Source organism: Terrabacter sp. Soil811, from assembly GCF_001429655.1.
In the GTDB taxonomy this organism is placed as follows: Bacteria; Actinomycetota; Actinomycetes; order Actinomycetales; family Dermatophilaceae; genus Terrabacter.
Genome location: NZ_LMSX01000012.1, coordinates 41,999 through 62,357 on the forward strand (window position 1 = coordinate 41,999; position 20,359 = coordinate 62,357).

General features: G+C 70.6%; 11 protein-coding genes and 2 tRNA genes. 9 read left to right on the plus strand and 4 right to left on the minus strand.

All coding sequences use genetic code 11. From position 1 onward, the window contains the following. Window positions 1–125: 125 nt before the first annotated feature. The 7 genes from ASH01_RS20320 (at window position 126) to ASH01_RS20350 (ending at window position 8,335) form a co-directional block, all read left to right on the plus strand. Window positions 126–1,547: a M4 family metallopeptidase gene (locus tag ASH01_RS20320; protein ID WP_056780480.1), complete on the plus strand. Its 1,422-nt coding sequence runs from the start codon at window positions 126–128 to the stop codon at window positions 1,545–1,547. A gap of 407 nt (window positions 1,548–1,954) precedes the next feature. Next, the gene (gene gyrB / locus ASH01_RS20325) at window positions 1,955–4,171 is read left to right on the plus strand and encodes a DNA topoisomerase (ATP-hydrolyzing) subunit B (RefSeq protein ID WP_082620041.1); all 2,217 of its coding nucleotides are present in this window, start codon (window positions 1,955–1,957) and stop codon (window positions 4,169–4,171) included. A gap of 134 nt (window positions 4,172–4,305) precedes the next feature. Then, a complete protein-coding gene (gene gyrA / locus ASH01_RS20330) occupies window positions 4,306–7,095 on the plus strand; it encodes a DNA gyrase subunit A (protein ID WP_156415685.1) in 2,790 nt (929 codons plus the stop codon). Continuing rightward, window positions 7,092–7,757, plus strand: coding sequence for a DUF3566 domain-containing protein (locus ASH01_RS20335; RefSeq protein WP_235508546.1), 666 nt, complete (start codon window positions 7,092–7,094; stop codon window positions 7,755–7,757). Before gyrA ends, ASH01_RS20335 begins: the two co-directional genes overlap by 4 nt. 198 nt (window positions 7,758–7,955) lie before the next feature. Beyond that, window positions 7,956–8,032 (plus strand) — tRNA-Ile (locus tag ASH01_RS20340). Between the two features lie 29 nt (window positions 8,033–8,061). Next, window positions 8,062–8,241 carry a DLW-39 family protein gene (locus ASH01_RS20345; RefSeq protein WP_056780483.1) on the plus strand — a complete coding sequence of 60 codons (180 nt, stop codon included), beginning with the start codon at window positions 8,062–8,064 and terminating at the stop codon, window positions 8,239–8,241. Window positions 8,242–8,259: 18 nt separating this feature from the next. Beyond that, window positions 8,260–8,335: transfer RNA gene (locus ASH01_RS20350), tRNA-Ala, on the plus strand. Window positions 8,336–8,483: 148 nt separating this feature from the next. On the opposite strand, the gene ASH01_RS20355 is transcribed toward ASH01_RS20350, so the two are convergent. Both ASH01_RS20355 and ASH01_RS20360 read right to left on the minus strand, forming a co-directional pair. Next, the gene (locus ASH01_RS20355; RefSeq protein ID WP_056780484.1) at window positions 8,484–10,859 is read right to left on the minus strand and encodes a caspase family protein; all 2,376 of its coding nucleotides are present in this window, start codon (window positions 10,857–10,859) and stop codon (window positions 8,484–8,486) included. Next, the gene (locus ASH01_RS20360; RefSeq protein ID WP_156415686.1) at window positions 10,856–11,248 is read right to left on the minus strand and encodes an effector-associated constant component EACC1; all 393 of its coding nucleotides are present in this window, start codon (window positions 11,246–11,248) and stop codon (window positions 10,856–10,858) included. Before ASH01_RS20360 ends, ASH01_RS20355 begins: the two co-directional genes overlap by 4 nt. 155 nt (window positions 11,249–11,403) lie before the next feature. Between ASH01_RS20360 and ASH01_RS20365 the strand changes: the two genes are divergently transcribed. Then, the gene (locus tag ASH01_RS20365) at window positions 11,404–12,759 is read left to right on the plus strand and encodes a glutamine synthetase family protein (protein ID WP_056780491.1); all 1,356 of its coding nucleotides are present in this window, start codon (window positions 11,404–11,406) and stop codon (window positions 12,757–12,759) included. Window position 12,760: 1 nt separating this feature from the next. Beyond that, entirely contained in the window at window positions 12,761–13,933 is a 1,173-nt protein-coding gene (locus tag ASH01_RS20370; protein WP_056780495.1) for an amidohydrolase family protein, read from the plus strand. Between the two features lie 84 nt (window positions 13,934–14,017). On the opposite strand, the gene ASH01_RS20375 is transcribed toward ASH01_RS20370, so the two are convergent. Together ASH01_RS20375 and ASH01_RS20380 are read right to left on the minus strand one after the other, a co-directional pair. After that, entirely contained in the window at window positions 14,018–16,459 is a 2,442-nt protein-coding gene (locus ASH01_RS20375) for a carboxypeptidase-like regulatory domain-containing protein (protein ID WP_156415687.1), read from the minus strand. A 179-nt stretch (window positions 16,460–16,638) separates the two neighbouring features. Continuing rightward, entirely contained in the window at window positions 16,639–20,244 is a 3,606-nt protein-coding gene (locus ASH01_RS20380; protein WP_056780500.1) for an RICIN domain-containing protein, read from the minus strand. Between the last annotated feature and the right edge of the window lie 115 nt (window positions 20,245–20,359).

A 20,359-nucleotide genomic window follows, 5' to 3' on the forward strand; every position in this document is an offset into this window, starting at 1 on the left:
GGTCGTCCCGACGCCGCTGCCCGCCCTGCCGAAACGAGGGGAAGTCTTTACGAATCCTTTCCGGACGCGGACCTCCCGCGCGTGGTTGCCTGTGTCGTTGGCCTCCACTCCTCGAAAGGTTCGACATGCGTCGTACGCCGCTCATCGCCACCGCCTCGGTCGTCGCCGCGGTCGGTGCCCTGCTCTCGACGGCGGCCGCCGGCTCCGTCGCCGCGCCGGCCCCCGCCACGGCCGGGGCCTCCGTGCCCGCGGACCTCACGCTCGTCCAGGTGCGCCTGAGCCTGCTCGGCTCGCACAGCTGGTACGCCCAGACCTACCGTGGCGTGCCGGTGCTCGGCGGCTGGTACGCCGTCCACGCCACGGGCGCCGCCGCCTCGGTCGACGACGGCCGCCGTGCCGTCACCGGCCTCACCTCGGTCTCGCCTGGTGTGGCGCGCGCCTCCGCCGCCACCGCCGCGAAGGGCCACGGCAACGCCCGCGGCAGCCGGCTCGTCGTCGTCCCCGGAGCCGCCGGGGCCGCGGCCACGCTGGCCTGGCAGGTCACGACCGACCAGGACAAGCAGGTGCTCGTCGACGCCCGCAGCGGCCGGGTCACGAAGGTCACCGACGAGCGGGTCCTCGCAAGCGGCTCGGGCAAGGTCTTCGACCCCAACCCCGTCGTCGCCCTGCAGAACGAGTCGCTCAAGGACGCGAACAACGCCGACAGCGCCGTCCCCGCGTCGGCCTACAAGACGGTGACCCTCGCCAACCTCGACGGCTCGGGCTACCTCAAGGGCAGCTGGGCCAACGTCACGAACAGCAAGAAGGGCAAGAACGCCGCCGCCTTCTCGTCGACGCTCTCCTTCCCCTACACCCGCAGCGACACACGGTTCGAGCAGGTCAACAGCTACTACGCCGTCGACCGGGTCCAGGCCTACATCCAGTCGCTCGGCTTCGCCGACGTCAACCACGAGTCCCAGGACCTCAGCGTCAACACGACGACCCAGGACAACTCCTGGTACACCCCGAGCCAGGACACCATCACCATCGGCACGGGCGGCGTCGACGACGGCGAGGACCAGGAGGTCGTGTGGCACGAGTACGGCCACGCGGTCCAGGACGACCAGGTGCCGGGCTTCGGCAGCGGCTCGGACGCGGGCGCCATCGGTGAGGGCTTCGGCGACTACCTCGCGGCCACGATGTCGCAGGGCAACTCGGCCGACACGGCCACGACGCCGTGGGTCTGCGTCATGGACTGGGACTCGACCTCCTACACCTCGACGACGCCGCACTGCATCCGCCGCCTCGACACGACCAAGACCGTCGCCAACCGCACCGGCGAGGTGCACGACGACGGCGAGATCTGGAGCCACGCGCTCTGGGACGTCAACAAGGCCTTCGGCCGGGACAAGGCGACGCGCATCATCCTCGAGGCCCAGTTCACCTACGCCCCGTCGACGACGTGGGCCGCGGCAGCGCAGAAGACGGTCGACGCCACGACCGCGCTCTACGGTGCGACCGACGCCGCCACCGTGCGCGCGGCCTTCCACGCCCGCGGCATCCTCTGACGCGGGGAGCCACCCCACCGAGGTCGTATGCCGCGAGGCCGGGTCCCGCTGGGACCCGGCCTCCCGGCATACCCCGGTTTGGTGCCCTCTTTGGTGCCCGGCTCGGGTCGCGGCAGGGCCCGGATGGCCTGTGGACGCCGGCTCTCGGGCCGCCCAGGACGGAGGAGAATGGGTGCGGACGGACGCCTCGAGGTGGCCCAGGGCGATGCGGCGGGTGAGGGTGCCTGAGGGGCGCTGGATCCCCGGGGCGTGATCCTCCCCTCGGATCCACGGGTTCTCGGGCCGGAAAGTGCCCGTTTCGCGCGTCTGAGGGCACGGTTTACGGCCCCGGACCGTTAGACTGATGAGGTTGCGGCTCGACGTCCACGTCGGGCCGCCCGCATGAGGTCTGACCACCGAGGAGAGCCGTGTCCGACGCCGACGAGCCGATCACCACCAGCACCACCCCCAGTTCCACCGGATCCGACTCCGTGGCAGCACCCGACACCGCGACTCCCGACCCCGACGCGCCCGTGGTCCCTGCGGCACCGGCGGTCCCGGCCGACGTCCGGCCCAACGGCGTCGACTACGACGCGAGCGCGATCACCGTCCTCGAGGGTCTCGAGGCCGTGCGCAAGCGCCCCGGCATGTACATCGGCTCGACCGGTCCCCGCGGCCTGCACCACCTCGTCTACGAGATCGTCGACAACGCCGTGGACGAGTCGCTCGCCGGCTACGCCGACACCATCGACGTCACGCTCCTCGCCGACGGTGGCGTCCGGGTCAAGGACAACGGCCGCGGCATCCCCACCGACATCCACCCCGTCGAGAAGATCAGCGCCGTCGAGCTCGTCCTGACGCAGCTGCACGCCGGCGGCAAGTTCGGTGGCGGCGGCTACAAGGTCTCCGGTGGCCTGCACGGCGTCGGCAGCTCCGTCGTCAACGCCCTGTCGACCCGCCTCAAGGCCGCGGTCCGCCAGAAGGGCCACGTCTTCCGGATGAGCTTCACCGACGGCGTGCCCGACGGGCCCCTCGAGAAGCAGGAGGCCACCGACGAGACCGGCACGACGATCACCTTCTGGGCCAACGCCGACATCTTCGAGACCGTCTACTACGACTTCGAGACCATCCGGGCCCGGATGCAGCAGATGGCCTTCCTCAACAAGGGCCTGACGATCAACCTCGTCGACGAGCGCATCGAGCAGCCCGCGGGCGAGCGCGACGTCGACCTCGACGACCTCGACGAGGACCTCGAGGTCGTCGAGGAGTCGACCGAGGACGACGAGCCCCAGGACGCGGCGGCCGACGCCGGCTCCGGCGAGAAGAAGACGCTCACGGCCAAGCGGGTCAGCTACCGCTACGACAACGGCCTCGTCGACTACGTCAACCACATCAACGGCAGCAAGCGCAGCGAACCGGTGCACCCCGAGGTCATCTCGATCGAGGTCGAGGACGAGGCCCGCTCGCTGAGCCTCGAGCTCGCGATGCAGTGGACCAACGCCTACAGCGAGTCGGTCCACACCTACGCCAACGCGATCAACACCCACGAGGGCGGCACCCACGAGGAGGGCTTCCGCGCGGCGATGACCAAGCTCGTCAACGACTTCGCGCGCCGCCAGAACCTCCTCAAGGAGAAGGACGAGAACCTCACCGGCGACGACGTCCGCGAGGGCCTCACCGCCGTCATCTCGGTCAAGCTCGCCGAACCGCAGTTCGAGGGCCAGACGAAGACCAAGCTCGGCAACTCCGAGGTCAAGGGCTTCGTCCAGCGCGCCATGACCGAGGAGTTCGGACACTGGCTCGGCGCGCACCCCAACGAGGGCAAGGACATCGTCCGCAAGTCGGTGCAGGCCGCGGCCGCGCGCATGGCGGCCCGCAAGGCCCGCGAGGCGACCCGCCGCAAGGGCCTGCTCGAGTCGGGCGGCCTGCCGGGCAAGCTCAAGGACTGCCAGAGCAAGGACCCGAGCCTTTCCGAGGTCTTCATCGTCGAGGGTGACAGCGCCGGCGGCTCGGCCACCCAGGCCCGTGACCCGCACACCCAGGCGATCCTCCCGATCCGCGGCAAGATCCTCAACGTCGAGAAGGCGCGCATCGACAAGATCCTCGCCAACAACGAGGTCCAGGCGCTCATCTCCGCCTTCGGCACCGGCATCGGCGAGGACTTCGACATCGACAAGGCGCGCTACCACAAGATCGTGCTGATGGCCGATGCCGACGTCGACGGCATGCACATCCGCACGCTGCTGCTGACGCTCCTCTTCCGCTTCATGCGCCCGCTCATCGAGGCCGGCTACGTCTACCTCGCTCAGCCGCCGCTCTTCCGCCTGCGGTGGAGCAACGGCATCGACCACCAGTTCGCCTACTCCGACAAGGAGCGCGACGGCCTCCGCGCCCTCGGCGAGAGCAAGGGCTGGCGCCTGCCGAAGGACAACCCGATCCAGCGCTACAAGGGCCTCGGCGAGATGAACTACTCCGAGCTGGGCGAGACGACGATGGACCAGAACAGCCGCACGCTGCTGCAGGTGACGCTCGACGACGCCGCCAAGGCTGACGAGGTCTTCGCCGTCCTCATGGGTGAGGACGTCGAGTCGCGGCGCTCGTTCATCCAGAAGAACGCCCGCGACGTGAAGTTCCTCGACATCTAGCCCACCGAGGACGTATGCCGTTCGCCCGGCCCCTCTGGGACGGGACGTTCCACGTGAAACGCACGACACGGCATACGCCATCACCGGTGCCCCACGAACTGTACGAATGTGACTGAGAGACAAAGGGATCTGACGTGAGCGACGACCTGCCTCCCAACGACGGAGACGACGTCAACGAGACGCCCGGCAACGAGACACCTGGCGACGAGACGCCCGACCAGAGCATCGAGGACATCCTCGGGCCCGACCCGGACGCCACCGACGCGAACGACGACGACGGCGACCCGAACGCCAGGGCCGTCGTCGTGCCGACCGACCTCCCGCAGCACGACCGGGTCGAGCCGATCGACCTCAACACCGAGATGCAGCGCAGCTACATCGAGTACGCCATGTCGGTCATCGTGTCGCGCGCGCTGCCCGACGTCCGCGACGGCCTCAAGCCCGTGCACCGCCGCATCGTCTACGCGATGTACGACGGCGGCTACCGCCCCGACCGGGGCTACAACAAGTGCGCGCGCGTCGTCGGCGACGTCATGGGTCACTACCACCCGCACGGCGACTCGGCGATCTACGACGCCCTCGTGCGCCTCGTGCAGGACTGGTCGCTGCGCTATCCCCTCGTCGACGGTCAGGGCAACTTCGGCTCCCGCGGGAACGACGGCGCTGCTGCACCGCGATACACCGAGTGCCGGATGGCCTCGATCGCGATGGAGATGGTGCGCGACATCGAGCAGGACACCGTCGACTTCGTCCCGAACTACGACGGCAAGACGATGCAGCCCGCCGTGCTGCCGAGCCGCTTCCCGAACCTGCTCGTCAACGGCTCGGCCGGCATCGCGGTCGGCATGGCCACGCAGATCCCCGCGCACAACCTGCGCGAGGTCGCGGCCGGCGCGCAGTACTACCTCGACCACCCGGACATCTCGCGCGAGGACCTCCTCGAGGCGCTGCTCGGGATCATCAAGGGCCCGGACTTCCCGACCGGCGCCCTGATCATGGGGCACAAGGGCATCGAGGACGCCTACCGCACGGGCCGCGGCTCGATCATCATGCGGGCCGTCGTCGAGGTCGAGGAGATCCGCAACCGGCAGTGCCTCGTCGTCACCGAGCTTCCGTACCAGGTCAACCCCGACATGCTCGCGATGAAGATCGCCGACCTCGTCAAGGACGGCAAGATCTCCGGCATTGCCGACATCAACGACGAGACCTCGGGGCGCACCGGCCAGCGTCTCGTCATCACGCTCAAGCGTGACGCCGTCGCCAAGGTCGTGCTCAACAACCTCTACAAGCACACGCAGCTGCAGACGACCTTCGGCGCCAACATGCTCGCCCTCGTCGACGAGGTGCCGCGCACCCTGCCGCTCGACGGCTTCATCCGGCACTGGGTCGACCACCAGGTCGAGGTCATCGTCCGGCGCACGACCTTCCGCCTGCGCAAGGCCCAGGCCGACATCCACATCCTGCGTGGCCTGCTCAAGGCGCTCGACCGGCTCGACGAGGTCATCGCCCTCATCCGGGGCTCGCGCACCGTCGAGATCGCCCGCGACGGCCTCATCGAGCTGCTCGAGATCGACGAGATCCAGGCCAACGCGATCCTCAACATGCAGCTGCGCCGCCTCGCGGCCCTCGAGCGCGAGAAGCTCATCGAGGCCCACGACGAGCTGCAGGCACTCATCGACGAGTACACCGCGATCCTCGCCTCGCCGGTGCGCCAGCGCGAGATCATCAGCGAGGAGCTCGCCGGGATCGTCGAGCGCTACGGCGACGAGCGGCGCACGACGATCGTGCCCTTCGACGGCGACATGTCGATGGAGGACCTCATCCCCGAGGAGGACGTCGTCGTCACGATCACCCGTGGCGGCTACGCCAAGCGCACGCGCGTCGACCAGTACCGCTCGCAGAAGCGCGGCGGCAAGGGCGTCCGTGGTGCATCGCTGCGTGGCGAGGACGTCGTCGAGCACTTCTTCACGACGACGACCCACCACTGGCTGCTCTTCTTCACCAACCTCGGCCGGGTCTACCGCGCCAAGGCCTACGAGCTGCCCGAGGGCTCGCGCGACAGCAAGGGCCAGCACGTGGCCAACCTGCTCGCGTTCCAGCCCGGCGAGCAGATCGCCCAGGTGCTCGCGGTCCGTGACTACGCGAAGGCCGACTACCTCGTCCTCGCCACCCGCGCGGGCCTCGTCAAGAAGACGCGCCTGGCCGACTACGACTCCAACCGTTCCGGCGGCCTCATCGCGGTCAACCTCCGCGAGGGCGACGAGCTCGTCGGCGCCGGCCTGGCCTCCAACCGCGACGACCTGCTGCTCGTCTCGCGCAAGGGCCAGTCGGTGCGCTTCACCGCGACCGACGAGGCGCTGCGCCCGATGGGCCGCTCGACCTCGGGCGTCACGGGCATGAAGTTCCGCGACGGCGACGACCTGCTCGCCATGTCGGTCGTCGAGGAGGGCGAGAGCCCCGACGTGTTCGTCGTCTTCGAGAACGGTCTCGCCAAGCGCACCCCGGTCTCGGAGTACCGCCTCCAGGGTCGCGGCGGCCTCGGCATCAAGGTCGCCAAGCTCTCCGAGAAGGGCGGCGATCTCGTCGGCGCCCTCACGGTCATCGACACCGACGAGGTCATGGTCGTCATGGAGAAGGGCAAGATCGTGCGCTCGCGCGTCGATGAGGTGCGCCACACCGGCCGCTCGTCGCAGGGTGTCAAGTTCGCGACGCCCGACAAGGGCGACTCGATCGTCGCCGTGGCCCGCAACGCCGAGTCCGCCATCGTCGTGGGCGAGGTCGAGGACGGCGAGGGTGCTGAGGGCGACGCGACGTCCGCTCCGGGAGCGCCCGCTACGGTTCCCGGCGCCGATGGCGTACCGTCGGACCAGACGTCGGGTGACGAGGCGAGCTCGTCGGACACCGACAACGGAGGTGACGAATGAGCGCGACCAGCCCTGAGGGCTCCCTGAGCAGCCCGGGCACGTCGACCCGGACGGGCAGCGGCTCCGGCTTCACCGACGACCAGGGCCAGAACGGCTCCTACTACGCCTCGACCGGTTCGAGCGGGTCGTCCGGCAGCACGTCGGGTGCCTCGAGCGCGGACCCGGCCACCGCGCTCTCGCGCGGGGCGGTCACCAACCGCACGGCCCCGACGCAGCGGGTCGGCTCCGGCCAGTCCGGCGCCGGGTCGTCGACCGCCGCCGGTGCGCGCACCACGACCGCGCACCGCAAGCCCAAGGGCCCGCGGCGCGTCCGCCTCGCCGTCGCGCGCGTCGACCCGTGGTCGGTCATGAAGATGAGCTTCCTGCTCTCCGTCGCGCTCGGCATCGCCGGCGTCATCCTCACGGCCGTCCTGTGGATGATCCTGTCGACGATGAACGTCTTCACCGACATCGAGGGCGTGCTCCAGTCGCTCCAGACGACGACGTCCGACCCGTTCTCGATCAAGGACTACGTCGGCTTCGGCCGCGTCGTGTCGCTCTCGATCGTCATCGGTGTCATCGACGTCATCCTCATGACGGCGATCGCGACCGTCATGGCCTTCCTCTACAACATCTGCTCGGCCCTCGTCGGCGGCGTGCAGCTGACGCTCACCGACGACTGAGCCGGTCCGAGCCGGTCTGAGCCGGCCCCCGTCGACTCTCGGCCGGCGTCGCGGACGCGGCCACACGGCATACGCAAGCGGCCCCTACCCTCACGGGCGGGGGCCGTTTTGTATGAGGCGAGGTGCATCGGGTAACGTTTCCCCTCGCGTCCGGTCGTCATCTCTGATGGTGTGGATCGGGCGCGCGAAGGTGACGATGGGCCTATAGCTCAGACGGTTAGAGCGCTTCCCTGATAAGGAAGAGGTCGGAGGTTCAAGTCCTCCTAGGCCCACCATCACCGCCACCACGGAGAGGATCCCTCGCATGCTGAAGCGTCTCGCCCTCGTCGGTGCAGCCGTCGCCGGCGTCGTCTTCCTTCGCAAGAAGGCCAAGCAGCAGCAGGCCGAGCAGGACCTGTGGACCCAGGCCACCGACGACGTGCAGGCGCCCGTCGCACCGGCCACCGCCCCCACGGCGACCGACGAGGCCGACACCTCGGCCTGAGGCCGCTCTCCCTCACTCGGGGCCATGGCGCAATTGGTAGCGCACCTGCTTTGCAAGCAGGGGGTTAGGGGTTCGAGTCCCCTTGGCTCCACCAGCAACGACCTCGTCCATCGGGCGAGGTCGTTCGTGCTCTCGGGTCTGGGTCATGGCGTGATGGAGCTGGCTCTTCGGGCGCGAGATCGTGCGATCGGTGCGTCCTGACGACATCGAGCGCGCGATCTGATGCGCGACGTCACGCCCGATCAGGTGGCGGGAGGTGTCGGTCCGTCGATCGACCCGTCGCGGAGCGCCGCTGCAGCCAGCAGGAGCAGCCCGCACGCGAAGGTCAGCACCGGGACGGCGTGTGGATCGCTGTCCATGCGGTTGAGGTAGACCCACTCCGACACCGAGTAGCTCAGGGCGCCGACGGCCCACCCGCAGAGCAGCGCCCGGCCCACGGCGGCCTTCAGCAGCACCGCGGACACGGTGAACGCCAAGGTCAACAGACCCCAGACCAAGGTCACAGCCCCCCAGTACGTCGAGGCCTGATCGGCGACATGGATGGCGTACGCGATGAAGACGGCGGTCGTCGCGATGCCGAGGCACAGGGTCACGACCGAGCGCCAGGCACGCTGGTCGAACCGTCGGAACGGCACCCGTGTCCGCGACGTCACGGCCAGCAGGGTCGCGAGCGCTGTTGCGCCGACGAGGAGCTCACCGACCAACGCCACCAGCCAGCCGATGTCGACGCGGTCGGCGCCGGACGCGTTGAACACCCCGACGAGGGTGAGCGAGCCTGCACCGCAGGCGGCGCCGGTCGAGGTGAGCAGCGCCACCGCCACTGCTGCCCTGACACGGGGCACGAGCATCGTGACCCCGGCGGCCAGAGCCAGCAGGCCACGGGTGATTGCTGCGGGGAGCTGCTCGGGTGCGTTGTCCGCGTAGGTCCCGCTGTCGAACCAGGGCAGGAAGATGCTCAGGAGGAGGAGGAGCCCACCGACGAGGGTCGCCCCACCCGCGACTCGTCGCCACACAGGCGCCGTCGTGCGGTGTGCCGCGGCGGCCGTGACGGGGTCGGGCTGCGCGGGAAGGTCGCTGGGGACGGCAGGCTCGTCGGGTGTCGCGGGTGGAGCGGACGGTTGGGGCGGGGATACCGACTCGGCTTCCGCCGGTGCAGCGGTCGGTCCCACGACGGTGGCCGACGACCCCGACGCAGGCCCTGACACGGACGCGTCGTCGCGTGAGGTCTCGACGGGCCGCAGGCGTCGACCGACGAACTCCTCGTCATCGGGTCCGGACTGGGAGTCGAGGTCCGTCACGCTGGCCGCGGTCGCTGCGGGCTCGGGCGGGCGTGGAGGTGACTCGAGGAACCCCGTCCGACGTCCGACCGAGGCGGTGACCGGCACGATGACGGACCCCGTCGGACTCGTCAGGGTGAGGCTGCCGGCATACGGCCTGTCGGTCGGGGAGAAGGTCACGGTCACGATGGAACCGTCCACGACAGCGCTGAGCGGTGGGTCGGCCTCGACGCGGACCTCTCGTGCCAGCGGCACGCCGGCCACCTGCAGCTCGCGCTCGACAGCGACCGCAGCTCCGAAGGCGATCTCGCCGAAGTCCAGGGCCGGAGGGCTGACCCGCGGTGCCGAGGCGTCGATGACAGCGGCGGCATCGTCGGCGACGGACTTCGTGTCGGCGCGGGCGACGGCCTGGAGCGCCTCGAGTGCGCCGAGCGCAACGCCCAGGTCGGGGTGTCCGAGCCGGTCGCGGAGCTCGACGACGGCACCGCGTCGGTAGGTCGGGTCGGGCTCACGCAGGGCCGCCACGATCGCCTCCGGGATCGGCACCGGCCGCACCTTCTTGTGGCGGCTCTTCGCGAGGTAGACGTCGCCGGACATCTCGACGTCCCGCCCGGGTGTCTGACGGGGATTTTGTTCTCGGACCCGGTCGAAGACGTAGTCGTAGAGCTCGCCCAGCGACACGAGGCCGTCCTCGTCGCGGTCCGCCTCGCCCGTCAGCAGCCCGTGCACGACCGCCGAGGTGAAGACCGACGGCTGGACCTCGTGGTCGCTGGTCAGGGTCGTCCCCTCGAACGCGTACTCCATGGCGCTCGAGGCACTGATCACCGCGCGCCCGCGGCCGCCTCCCAGGCGCCCGGCCGGGAAGCTCTCCATGACGTTCACCGGTCCGGCCGCCCGAACCGCGACGCCCTCGCCGAAGGCACCGCCGTAGCAGCAGTCGAGGAAGAGCACGATGGTGCGAGCCCGCGCGGTGCGCATGCAGCGCTGGATGAAGTCGGCCGGCACCGCCGTGGATCCCAGCCGGTCCGGGCGGGTGTTGCGCGCCGCGACGAACAGCTCGCCCGAGTCGCTCTTGAGCCCGTGGCCCGAGAAGTGCAGCAGCAGCAGGTCGTCCGGGCGACTCTCCGTGAAGAGGTCGTCGATGTGCGACTGCACCTCGTAGGAGGCGGCGTTGTGCACGACCGACACCTCGAAGCCGCCGATCTCCGGATCGCCGAGGACGGCCGCGAGGGCGCGCGCGTCGGCCTCGGGGGCGCGCAGCTGGCCGAGGCTCGCGTGGTCGTAGGTGTCGTTGGCGATGATGAGCGCTCGCCGGGCGCCGGCCGCCGCGGTGTCGTTCATGGCGGCGGTGCCCCGTGCCGCGCCAAGAAGATCCTGAGCAGGTCCTCCTGCTCGACCGAGGTGGCCCCGGACAGCTCGATGACGTCGCCGCTGATCTCGAGCCGCACGCTTCGCGTCTCCTCGGACGCGCGCCCGAGCCACGCCCGCAGCGACGAGATGAGCCCCGCGAGACCACCTGATCCGATCACCGCGACGGCCAAGGCGTTCATCGTCTCGGGGTCCAGCCCGCGCGCGCCGGGTTCGACCGGTCCGGGGCGCTGTCCTGGCGACGGCACGACATCGACGGCGTCCACGTGCCGCAGCTCCTGACGGAACTGTCGGTGCAGCAGGTCGACACGCGCGGCATCGGCCCCACGCTCGTGGAGCGTCACGTCAATGCTCGTCCCCATCGGCCCACCTCACGGCGCCGGACCCGCTTCCTTTCGATGGTAGCGGGGCCCGGCGCGAGCGAGACGTGGCTTTCAACAGGTCAGGAGACACTCCCGGGCCCGCGGGTCCGGTCGTTGGGGCGCCGGGACGGGTCGGGCGGGGGCAGACTGCCGTCATGAGCTCGAGCGTGCCGGACGCCGATGACCTCACCGAGTCCCTCACCCGCCAAGGCGTACGCGTCGTGGCCGGGTGGGCGACCAACGCCTCCAACCTCGTCCACGCGAAGTCGATGCCCGTCGAGCGCACGGCCGCCTTCGCCGCCGCCGGAGCCGGCATGTCGCCGGTCCACCACGGCTACTCCCTCGACGGCTCGATCCAGTTCACGCCGTTCTACGACGCGGTCGGCGACCTGCGGATGCGTCTCGTGCCCGAGGGCGTACGCGTGCTGCCCGGTGGGCTGGCTGCTGGGCCCACCCACGTGGTGACGCAGGACGGCGAGCCGGACCCGACCGCGCCGCGGCACGTCCTGGCCGAGGTGGTCGCCCGGCTGGCCGCCGCCGGCCTGACCGCCCGGGTCGGCCACGAGCTCGAGTTCGTCCTCGTCGCACCGGACGGCTCTGCGCTCCCGCACGGCGCATGGACGCCCTACGGCCTGTCGGCCGTCGTCGACCGATCGGCGCTCATCGCCGAGATCGTCGATGTCGCGACGGCTGCCGGGCTCGGGATCGAGCAGCTCCATGCGGAGTACGGCCCCCACCAGCTCGAGGTGTCGCTGGCGCCGGCAGGCCCCGTCGAGGCCGCGGACTCGGTGGTCCTGCTCAAGACCGTCATCGGGATCGTCACCCGCGCGCACGGCCTGGCGGCCTCCTTCTCACCGGTCCCTTTCGCCAGCACGGTCGGCAACGGCGCGCACCAGCACCTCTCCCTCGCCTCCGAGGGCGTCAACCTCTTCGACGACCCGGCCGTCACGACGCCGCACCGCCTGTCGACGCGGGGTGGGCACGCCATCGCCGGGCTTCTCGACGGGCTCATCGGGGCGCAGGCCGTCCTCACGGGCTCGATCGTCTCGGGTCGTAGGCTCCGACCCGGTCTGTGGTCGGGAGCGACGATCTGCTGGGGCGCCGAGAACCGCGAGGCCGCAGTGCGATTCCTCGCCGGCGGACCCTCGAACCCGCACGGAGCGAACATCGAGGCGAAGCTCGCGGACCCGTCGGCAAACCCCTACCTCGCCTCGGCGGTGCTGCTCGGCCTGATCCATGACGGCATCCAGCGCCGGTTGCCGCTCCCGCCTGAAACCGTCCGCGACACAGGTCAGCTCGACGACGCCGACCGCGCGCGGACCGGACTCTCGCTCGTCCTGACCGATCAGGGTGCGATTCTCGACGCCTTCACCGGATCGGTCGCTGAGCGCGTCCTCGGTGAGCGGGCGGCGGCAGCCCTGCTCGCCGTCCGACGCCACGAGCGGGACGCCTTCGCGGGCCTCGCACCTGAGCAGCTCTGCGAGCGTCTCCGACTCACCTGGTCGATCTGAGATGACGCTCGGCCTCGACGGAGCCGCACGCGACCTGCTCGCCGAGCTCGCCGCCACGCCCCTCGTCGACCACCACGTGCACGGCGCCTTCCGAGCGGCTCCCAGCCGGGCGGCCTACGGCGACGCGCTCAACGAGGCCGACACCGACCCCCTGCTTCCCGACGTCGACCCCTTCGACAGCCAGGTGGGCTTCGCGGTCCGTGCGTGGTGCGCTCCCCTGCTCGGGCTCGACCGCCACGCCAGTCCCGACGACTACTGGGCCCGGCGGTCCGAGCTCGGCGAGGACGAGGTCAACCGGCGCTTCCTCGCCGCGGCGGGGGTCAGCGACTGGCTCGTCGACACCGGGCATCGAGCGGACGACCTGCTGACGCCCACCGAGCTCGCCGCCACCGGCGGCGGCCGCGCCCACGAGGTCGTGAGGCTCGAGTCCCTCGCCGAGTCGCTGGTGGCCGACGGGATCGAGCCGACGGCGTATGCCGCCGCATTCCGCACGCTGCTCGCCGAGCGGGCGCGTGGTGGCGTCGCGGTGAAGTCGGTGCTCGCCTACCGTGCGGGGTTCGACGTCGACCTGAGCCGTCCGAGCGACGCCCAGGTCGAACACCACGTCGCGGCCTGGCTCAGGGACGTGGCACGCACCGGCTCGGTCCGACTCACCGACCCGCGGCTCATCGCCTTCGGCATCCACGAGGCGGCCGAGCTGGGACTGCCCCTGCAGCTCCACGTCGGCCTCGGCGACCGGGACATGGACCTGCGCCGCTCCGACCCCCTGCTCCTCACCGACCTCCTCCGGCTGCCCGAGATCGCGCGCGTGCCGGTCATGCTGCTGCACTGCTACCCCTTCGAGCGACAGGCCGGCTACCTCGCGCAGGCCTTCCGCAACGTCTTCCTCGACGTCGGGCTCTCGGTGAACTTCATCGGGGCGCGGGCGACCGCGCTCGTGGCTCGCAGCCTCGAGCTCGCCCCCTTCGGCCAGGTGCTCTACAGCTCGGACGCCTGTGGTCCGTCCGAGCTGCACTTCCTCGGAGCACGCTTGTGGCGCAACGCGATCGCCCGGGTGGTCGGTGGCTTCGTCGACGCCGACGAGTGGTCCGCCGTGGACGCCAGCAGGGTCGTCCGGATGATCGCCCGCGACAACGCCGTCCGCGCCTACGGCCTGCCGGCGACCGGTTCCTGAGACGACGAAGGCCCGGTTCGAGGTGGTCGCGTGCGTGTTTCCACGCGCGGACTACCTCGAACCGGGCCCGACCCGGCGCTCGACTCAGCGAGCCGACGCCGGCAGGTGGATCGTCAGGTAGCGGTTCTCGCCCTCACGGAGGGTGACGACGGTGGCGCCGGACTCGGTCGACGACGAGTCGTACCAGGCCTCCTCGCCCGTGTAGGCGTTCTCGAGGTGGATGCGGAAGTCGCCGGCCGGCAGGGTGACGGGCCGGAAGGTGTTGCCACCGAACACGTCGAAGTCACCCATGTGTGCACCGGTCGAGCTTTCGATGAACCCGATCCAGCCCTCGCCGGCAGGAGACCCATCGGCGTTGACGAGCTCGCCGGAGATCGTGCTGGCCGGCGCGAGCTGTGCCGAGAAGGCGGCGGACCGCCCCGCCTTGATCGTGATCGGCGTCGCACCCTCGTACGTCGTCGAGTTGCCCGTCCACTCCGGTGCCCACGTGCCCGAGCTGAAGTAGCCGGTGTAGACAACCGGACGGTAGGTGCCCGCCGCGATCGGGCCGAGCGTGTAGCGCCCGTCCGCGTCGGTCGTGGCGCAGTCGAAGCACTCGCCGCTGCGGTCGAGCAGCTGCCCACGCGGGTTGACGGTGGCCCCCTCCACGGGGTTGCCGAACGGGTCGGTGATCCGGCCCGAGATCGTCACCGGCGGGTCGATCTTGACGTTGCGGATCGTCTTCGTCGCGCCGGCCTTGACCGTGACGAGGTCGGCTGTCGCCTGCGAGGTCGCCTTGAACGCCCAGACGTCGCCCGACGGGTAGGGGCCGTGGCCCATCCCGAGGTGGACGGCATACGACCCGGCCGGGAGGCCTGAGACCGTCCAACGGCCGGTCGCGTCGCTGCACGTCGCGACCTGGCCGTCGACGCGCGCGCCGGCGTGGCCGACGTACGCGTCGGGGCAGGCGCCGTCGAGAGGCGTGCCGAGCTTGGCGTCGACGGCGAGGCCGCTGATCGTCGCGCCCTTCGCGAGGGCCGCGTCGACGATGGTCGGCCGGCCACCGACGACGCTGAACGTGTCGGCGGCCGTCAGGGTCGCCTTGTCGTCGTAGTACTCCTGGACGAACCGGCCCTCCGGGTCGGAGATGCGCGCCGTGAAGGTGCCTCCACCGCCCCAGAGGTCGGCCTCGTAGTGGCCCGATGCGTCGGTGCAGGCCTGGCCCGCCGTCTCGGGCCAGTCGACGACGGGCATCCGGATGACGTCGACGCACGCGCCCTCGACGGGAGCGCCGGTCGTGCTCGTGACGGTGCCGCTGACCTGTGCTCCGGGCAGCAGCTGGTCGGACGCGTCGACGGTCTCGCCCTCACCGACGGTGAAGACCGTGGCCTCGTCGCGGGTCGAGGCTCCGACGGCCCACTGGTCCGCGCCTCCGGACGAGAGCTCGACGCGGTAGGCGCCGGGAGCGACGACGGACCGCCACGTCCCGTCCATCTCGATCGACGCGTAGAGACTCGGCGAGCCGTCGTCGGGCTCGATGTAGACGTAGCCGTCCGAGACGGGCTGACCGTCGGTCCCGCGCAGGGTGCCGGTCAGGGAACTGCCGGTGGCGAGGGCGACGTCGACGGTCGCCGGGGTGACGTACTCGTCGGCCGTGCCGAAGTCGGACGCGTCCTGGGCCCACTCGCCGAGGTGGATCCCGTCGTAGCTGCTGACCTCGACCTTGTAGCCGACCCCGACGGGCAGCCCGTAGATCTTCCACTGGCCCGTCGTGCCGTCTTCCCATCCGGTGCACGCGGAGGAGGCGTAGTCGTAGGTCTCCGCGACGTAGGCCGTGACGCAGCCGTCGAGGGGTGCTCCGGTCCGGGCGTCGGTGATGGTCCCCTCGAGCGACACCGCCTCCTCGACGGTCAGGACGTCGTCGACGGTCGTGTCGGCACCGGCAGCAGCGGTGAACACCGTGGCTGCTCCGCGGTCAGCCGCACCGGTGGCCCACTGGTGGAACGGCTGGTTGCTGAACTCGACCTGGTAGCTCCCCGGAGCGACGAGCGCGCGCCAGGTGCCGTCCGAGACGTAGGCGAAACCCGTGGCGGCGGCAGCGTTCTCGGGCCACAGCGACACCGAGGTGCCGTCGGCGGGCGAGCCGTCGGACCGGGTGAGGTGCCCCGTGACGACGGCGCCCTCGGCCACCCGCGCCGCGACGGTTGCTGGAGCCACGACCTCGGCCGCTGAGTCGAAGCCGTCGGCGTCCGTGGCCCACTCGGGCAGGTGGACGCCGTCGTAGGGCTGGATCTCGACCTTGTAGGCGACGCCGGACTCGGTCGTGGTGACGCTCCACGCGCCGAGCTCGTCGGTGCAGGCCTGGTCGATGTACGAGTACGACGTGTCGTAGACGATGACGCAGGCCGGGACGGCGGCGCCCGTGGCGTCGTCGACGACCGTCCCCGAGAGGGTGGCGGGTTCGGCGGATGCAGGAGCGGCGACGACCGAGGTGGCGATCAACGCCCCCGCCAGTGCCGCTCCCACGCGCTGCAGTGCTGAACGCATGTGTGAGGTGCCTTCTGTGAGTCCCCTGTTGCTCCGGCGGCTGCCGGGCGAGCAGAACGTAGCAGTGCGGACCGACACGATTGGGACATAGCGCAGGCCCGGTTCGAGGTACTCACGTGCGCGTTCCCACGCGCGCAATACCTCGAACCGGGCCCGTCCCGGGCCCGACCCGGCGGCGGTTAGCTCGCCGTCGCCGTCCAGCGCTGGGTCGCCGCACCGGTGTCGGTCACCTGGACGACCTTGCCGGAGCCGTCGACCGCGAGCGACAGTCCGCTGTGCTTGGCCGTCAGCTTCAGCTGCGTGCCCGACCGCGTGACGTTCCACTGCTGGTTCGTCGTCCCGGTGCAGGTGTACTGCCCGACGAGCGCGCCCGACGTCTGCGAGCTCGAGAAGACGTCCATGCACTGCCCGCTCTGCGCGTTCTTCACCTGGTACGCGCCCGAGTCCTGCAGCGTCACGACCCACTTCTGCGCGGCCGACGACGACACCGCCGCGGTGCCGAGCTGGGCCAAGTCGGCCCCCGGCGCCTCGAGGGCGAGCCCCGACCCGACGTTGCCGAGCGAGTACTGCCCGTCGGCGATCGGCGGCGGCACGACGTCCTCGGTGCCCACGGTCATCGCGAAGACGTGCACCGCCGAGTTGGCCGGCAGCGTCACCGCGGTGACCTCCTTGGCCGGGTCGAGCCGCACCGTCTTCGTGTAGAGCCGGTACGCGACGGTCGGGTATGCCGATCCGGTCGGCGTGTTCTTGCCCATCGTCGTGACGGCCGTCTTGGCGCCGTAGGTGTCGGTCGCGAGGCAGCACCAGTTCGGGAAGCCGACGGTCACCGCGGCCGACGAGCCATCCGTGTAGTGCACGGTCGCCGCACCACCCGCCGAGCCACTCGTCCCCGTCCCGAGGAACGCCAGGGCGTTGCCCCGCCCCGAGACCTGGATCGTCTCGCCGGCCGACGCGACGTTGTCCTTCGTCCCCGGCTGCGACGACGGCCAGGTGAAGTCGAAGCCGTTTGCGGGAACCTTCGCCCCGGGCGAGACGCCCTGCGCCGCAAGCCGTTCGGCGATGAAGCTCGAGCCGCCGCCGTCGATGTCACCGGCGGCCGGCGACGCCTGTGCCGTGACGCCGACGTTGCTGAAGGCGCTCGCGAGCGACGGGAACGCCAGCCGCGTCTTCGTGGTGTCCGTGACGGTCCGTGAGACGTCCCGCACGGTGTATGCCGCCGAGGCCGTCACGGCATACGACCCGGGTGTAGCTCCTGCCGGGGGTGTCACGCTGAAGCGGGCGGTGAACGTGCCACCGTCCTTGAGGTCCGTGGCCGTCGTCGGCCCGGAGGCCACCGACGTCCAGCCGGACGGGACGCCGACCGACGCCGACGTCACCTGGACCGGCTTGCCCGTCGCGTTCGTGAACGTCGCCGAGACCTCGCGGCCCTCCCCGGGCACCGAGATGACCGGGGCCGTGACGTCGAGGGTCGCGTTCAACTCACCCGGCTGGGCGCCCCCGACCGCGCCGGCACCGGTGATCCGCACCGAGTGCGAGGTGCCCGTCGACACCGACGCCGTCTTGACGTGGATGACGCCCGTGGCGGCGTCGTAGAACCACCCGGAGGCAGTGGCGTCGAGCGCCGACGTCGAGGCCACGCCACCGACCTCCACCCCGTCGACGGCAATCGCCGAGGGCGCCGTGTTCGTGTGCACGGCCAGGCCGTAGCCACGCGAGGCAGGCTTGCCGGCGTACGAGCCGTTCACCGACCCGAGGGTCACCGTCACCGGACCCATGCCGGTCGCAGGCGCCGCGACGTCGAAGCGCTGGGACGCGCTCGCGCCGGACTTCCACGCCTGCGAGCGGCCGTCGTCCTCGTAGTTCGTGAAGGTCGACGTGCCCGACGGATAGACGTCGAGGTCGAGGCGGCCCGAGTCCTTGCCGGCCTTCCAGTCGAGCGTGCCCTCGGCGAACATCGGCACGACGGCGCCGGCGCGGACGAAGAGCGGCAGCCGGTCGAGCGGCGCCTTGTAGCCGTTCACCGTCTGCCCGCCGGAGTAGAGCCGGCCCGTCCAGTAGTCGACCCACGTCCCCTCGGGCAGATAGATGCCGTCGCGCACGGTGGTGTCGGAGTAGACCGGTGCGACGAGGAAGTCGTCACCGGCGAGGAACTCGTACTTCGCCGCGTCGCCCCACGTCGCGGGGTCCTTCGGGTAGTTGGCGTAGAGCGGACGCGTTGGCCCCAGACCGGTGCGGGACCCGTTCACCGTGTGCGTGTAGAGGTAGGGCAGCAGCCGCTCGTGCAGCTCGAGGTAGCTCCGGTTGATCGAGGTGTACGGCTCGCCGTAGCGGTACGGCTGCTTGTCCTTGGCCGCCCACCCGCTCATCGCGTACGTCATCGGGAGGAACATCTTCCACTGGAGGTCACGCGTGTACGTGTCCGCGCTGCCCCCGAAGATGCCGTCGATGTCACCCGTCGTCACGTGCTGCCCCGACAGGGTCGAGCCGGCATACGTCGGGATCTGCCACTTGATGTAGTCCCACGAGCCCGACTGGTCGCCGCTCCACATCGCGCCGCAGCGCTGCGTGCCTGCCCACCCCTCGATGGTCAGGACGGTCGCGCGGTCGGTGCTGCCCGACTCGATCCCGTCGCGGGCCTTCTCGCACGCGTCGAGCGCGAAGCGGTATCCCGGCCCGACCCACGCCACGTCGGTCTTGCGCACGCGCACGCCGCTCGCGACCTCGTACGGCTGGTTCGTCAGGTCCGACTGCGTCCACAGCCCGAGCTCGGAGCCGTGGTCGACGAGCATCTCGTGCGTCTCGGGGAGGTCCTCGTAGCCGCAGCCGTAGCCGTCGTTGACGAGCGTCCACCCGAGCGGCATGCGGTTGGCCGCGTAGCCGTCGGCGATCGCGGTCGTGTCGCGCAGCGTCTCGCGCTCACCGCGGTTGGCGTTGTGCAGGTAGCAGTCGGCATCGCCGACCTCGAGCGCGTACATCGGCAGCATGAGCGGGCGTCCGGTCAGCTCGGTGTAGCCGTCGAGCACCTGCCGCGTGTCGCCGACGAAGTAGTACGCGTCGAAGCGCTGCTCCTGGTGCGTCGTGCGCACCGGAGCGTGGAAGTCGTAGGTGCCGGGCGCGAAGGTGTTGCGCAGCACGCCGTAGCCCGCGCTGGAGAGGTAGAAGGGCGCCGCGTTGGGATTGCCGCCGTCGTCCCAGTTGTCGTCGCGGCTGATCGTGATCGAGGTGTCCCGGTGGCTGAAGCGGCCGTTCTGCATGCCGCCGCCGAAGAACTGCTCCTGAGCTCCCCGGGCGAGGGTCTGCGTCATGCCGCTCGCGCTCCACGCCAGTGGCGCCGTCTCACGCATCAGCTCGGCGCCGCTCGCGTCCTGCAGGCGGAGGGTGATCGGGGACTTCGTGACCGTGAGCCGCGCCCTGGCCGTCGAGATGACGTATGCCGTGCCGGTGTCCGTCACGCTGGACCCGCCGCCGGCGTAGTCCCGCTTGACGACGATGTCGGCGTCCGGAGCGGACGGATCGGCCGGGTCCGCCGACGCGGGGTCGGTGAAGGTGCCGTCGGGCGCGACCTGGACGCGCAGCAGGTCCGTGTCGTCGACCTCGACGCGCAGCTTCGCCACGCCCGAGCCGAACGTAAAGGTGTCGCCGTTGCGGCTGTAGGCCGTGACGTCACCGAGGTGCGCATCGGCGGCCTGTGCCGGGCCGGAGACCAGCACCAGGCCCGAGAGGGCGACGGCGGCGCCCGCGAAGGCCACCACCCCTCTCCGCGCTGTGTGTTTGAAACTGCTCATTCAAGCATCCTTTCGCTCACATTCAGTCACCCTCTGTGGGTAGGACCGTAGAGGTGGGCGAAAAGGGGCGTCAAGAGTTCGGGGCAAATCAGACAGTCCTGGACGATCTCCGTCC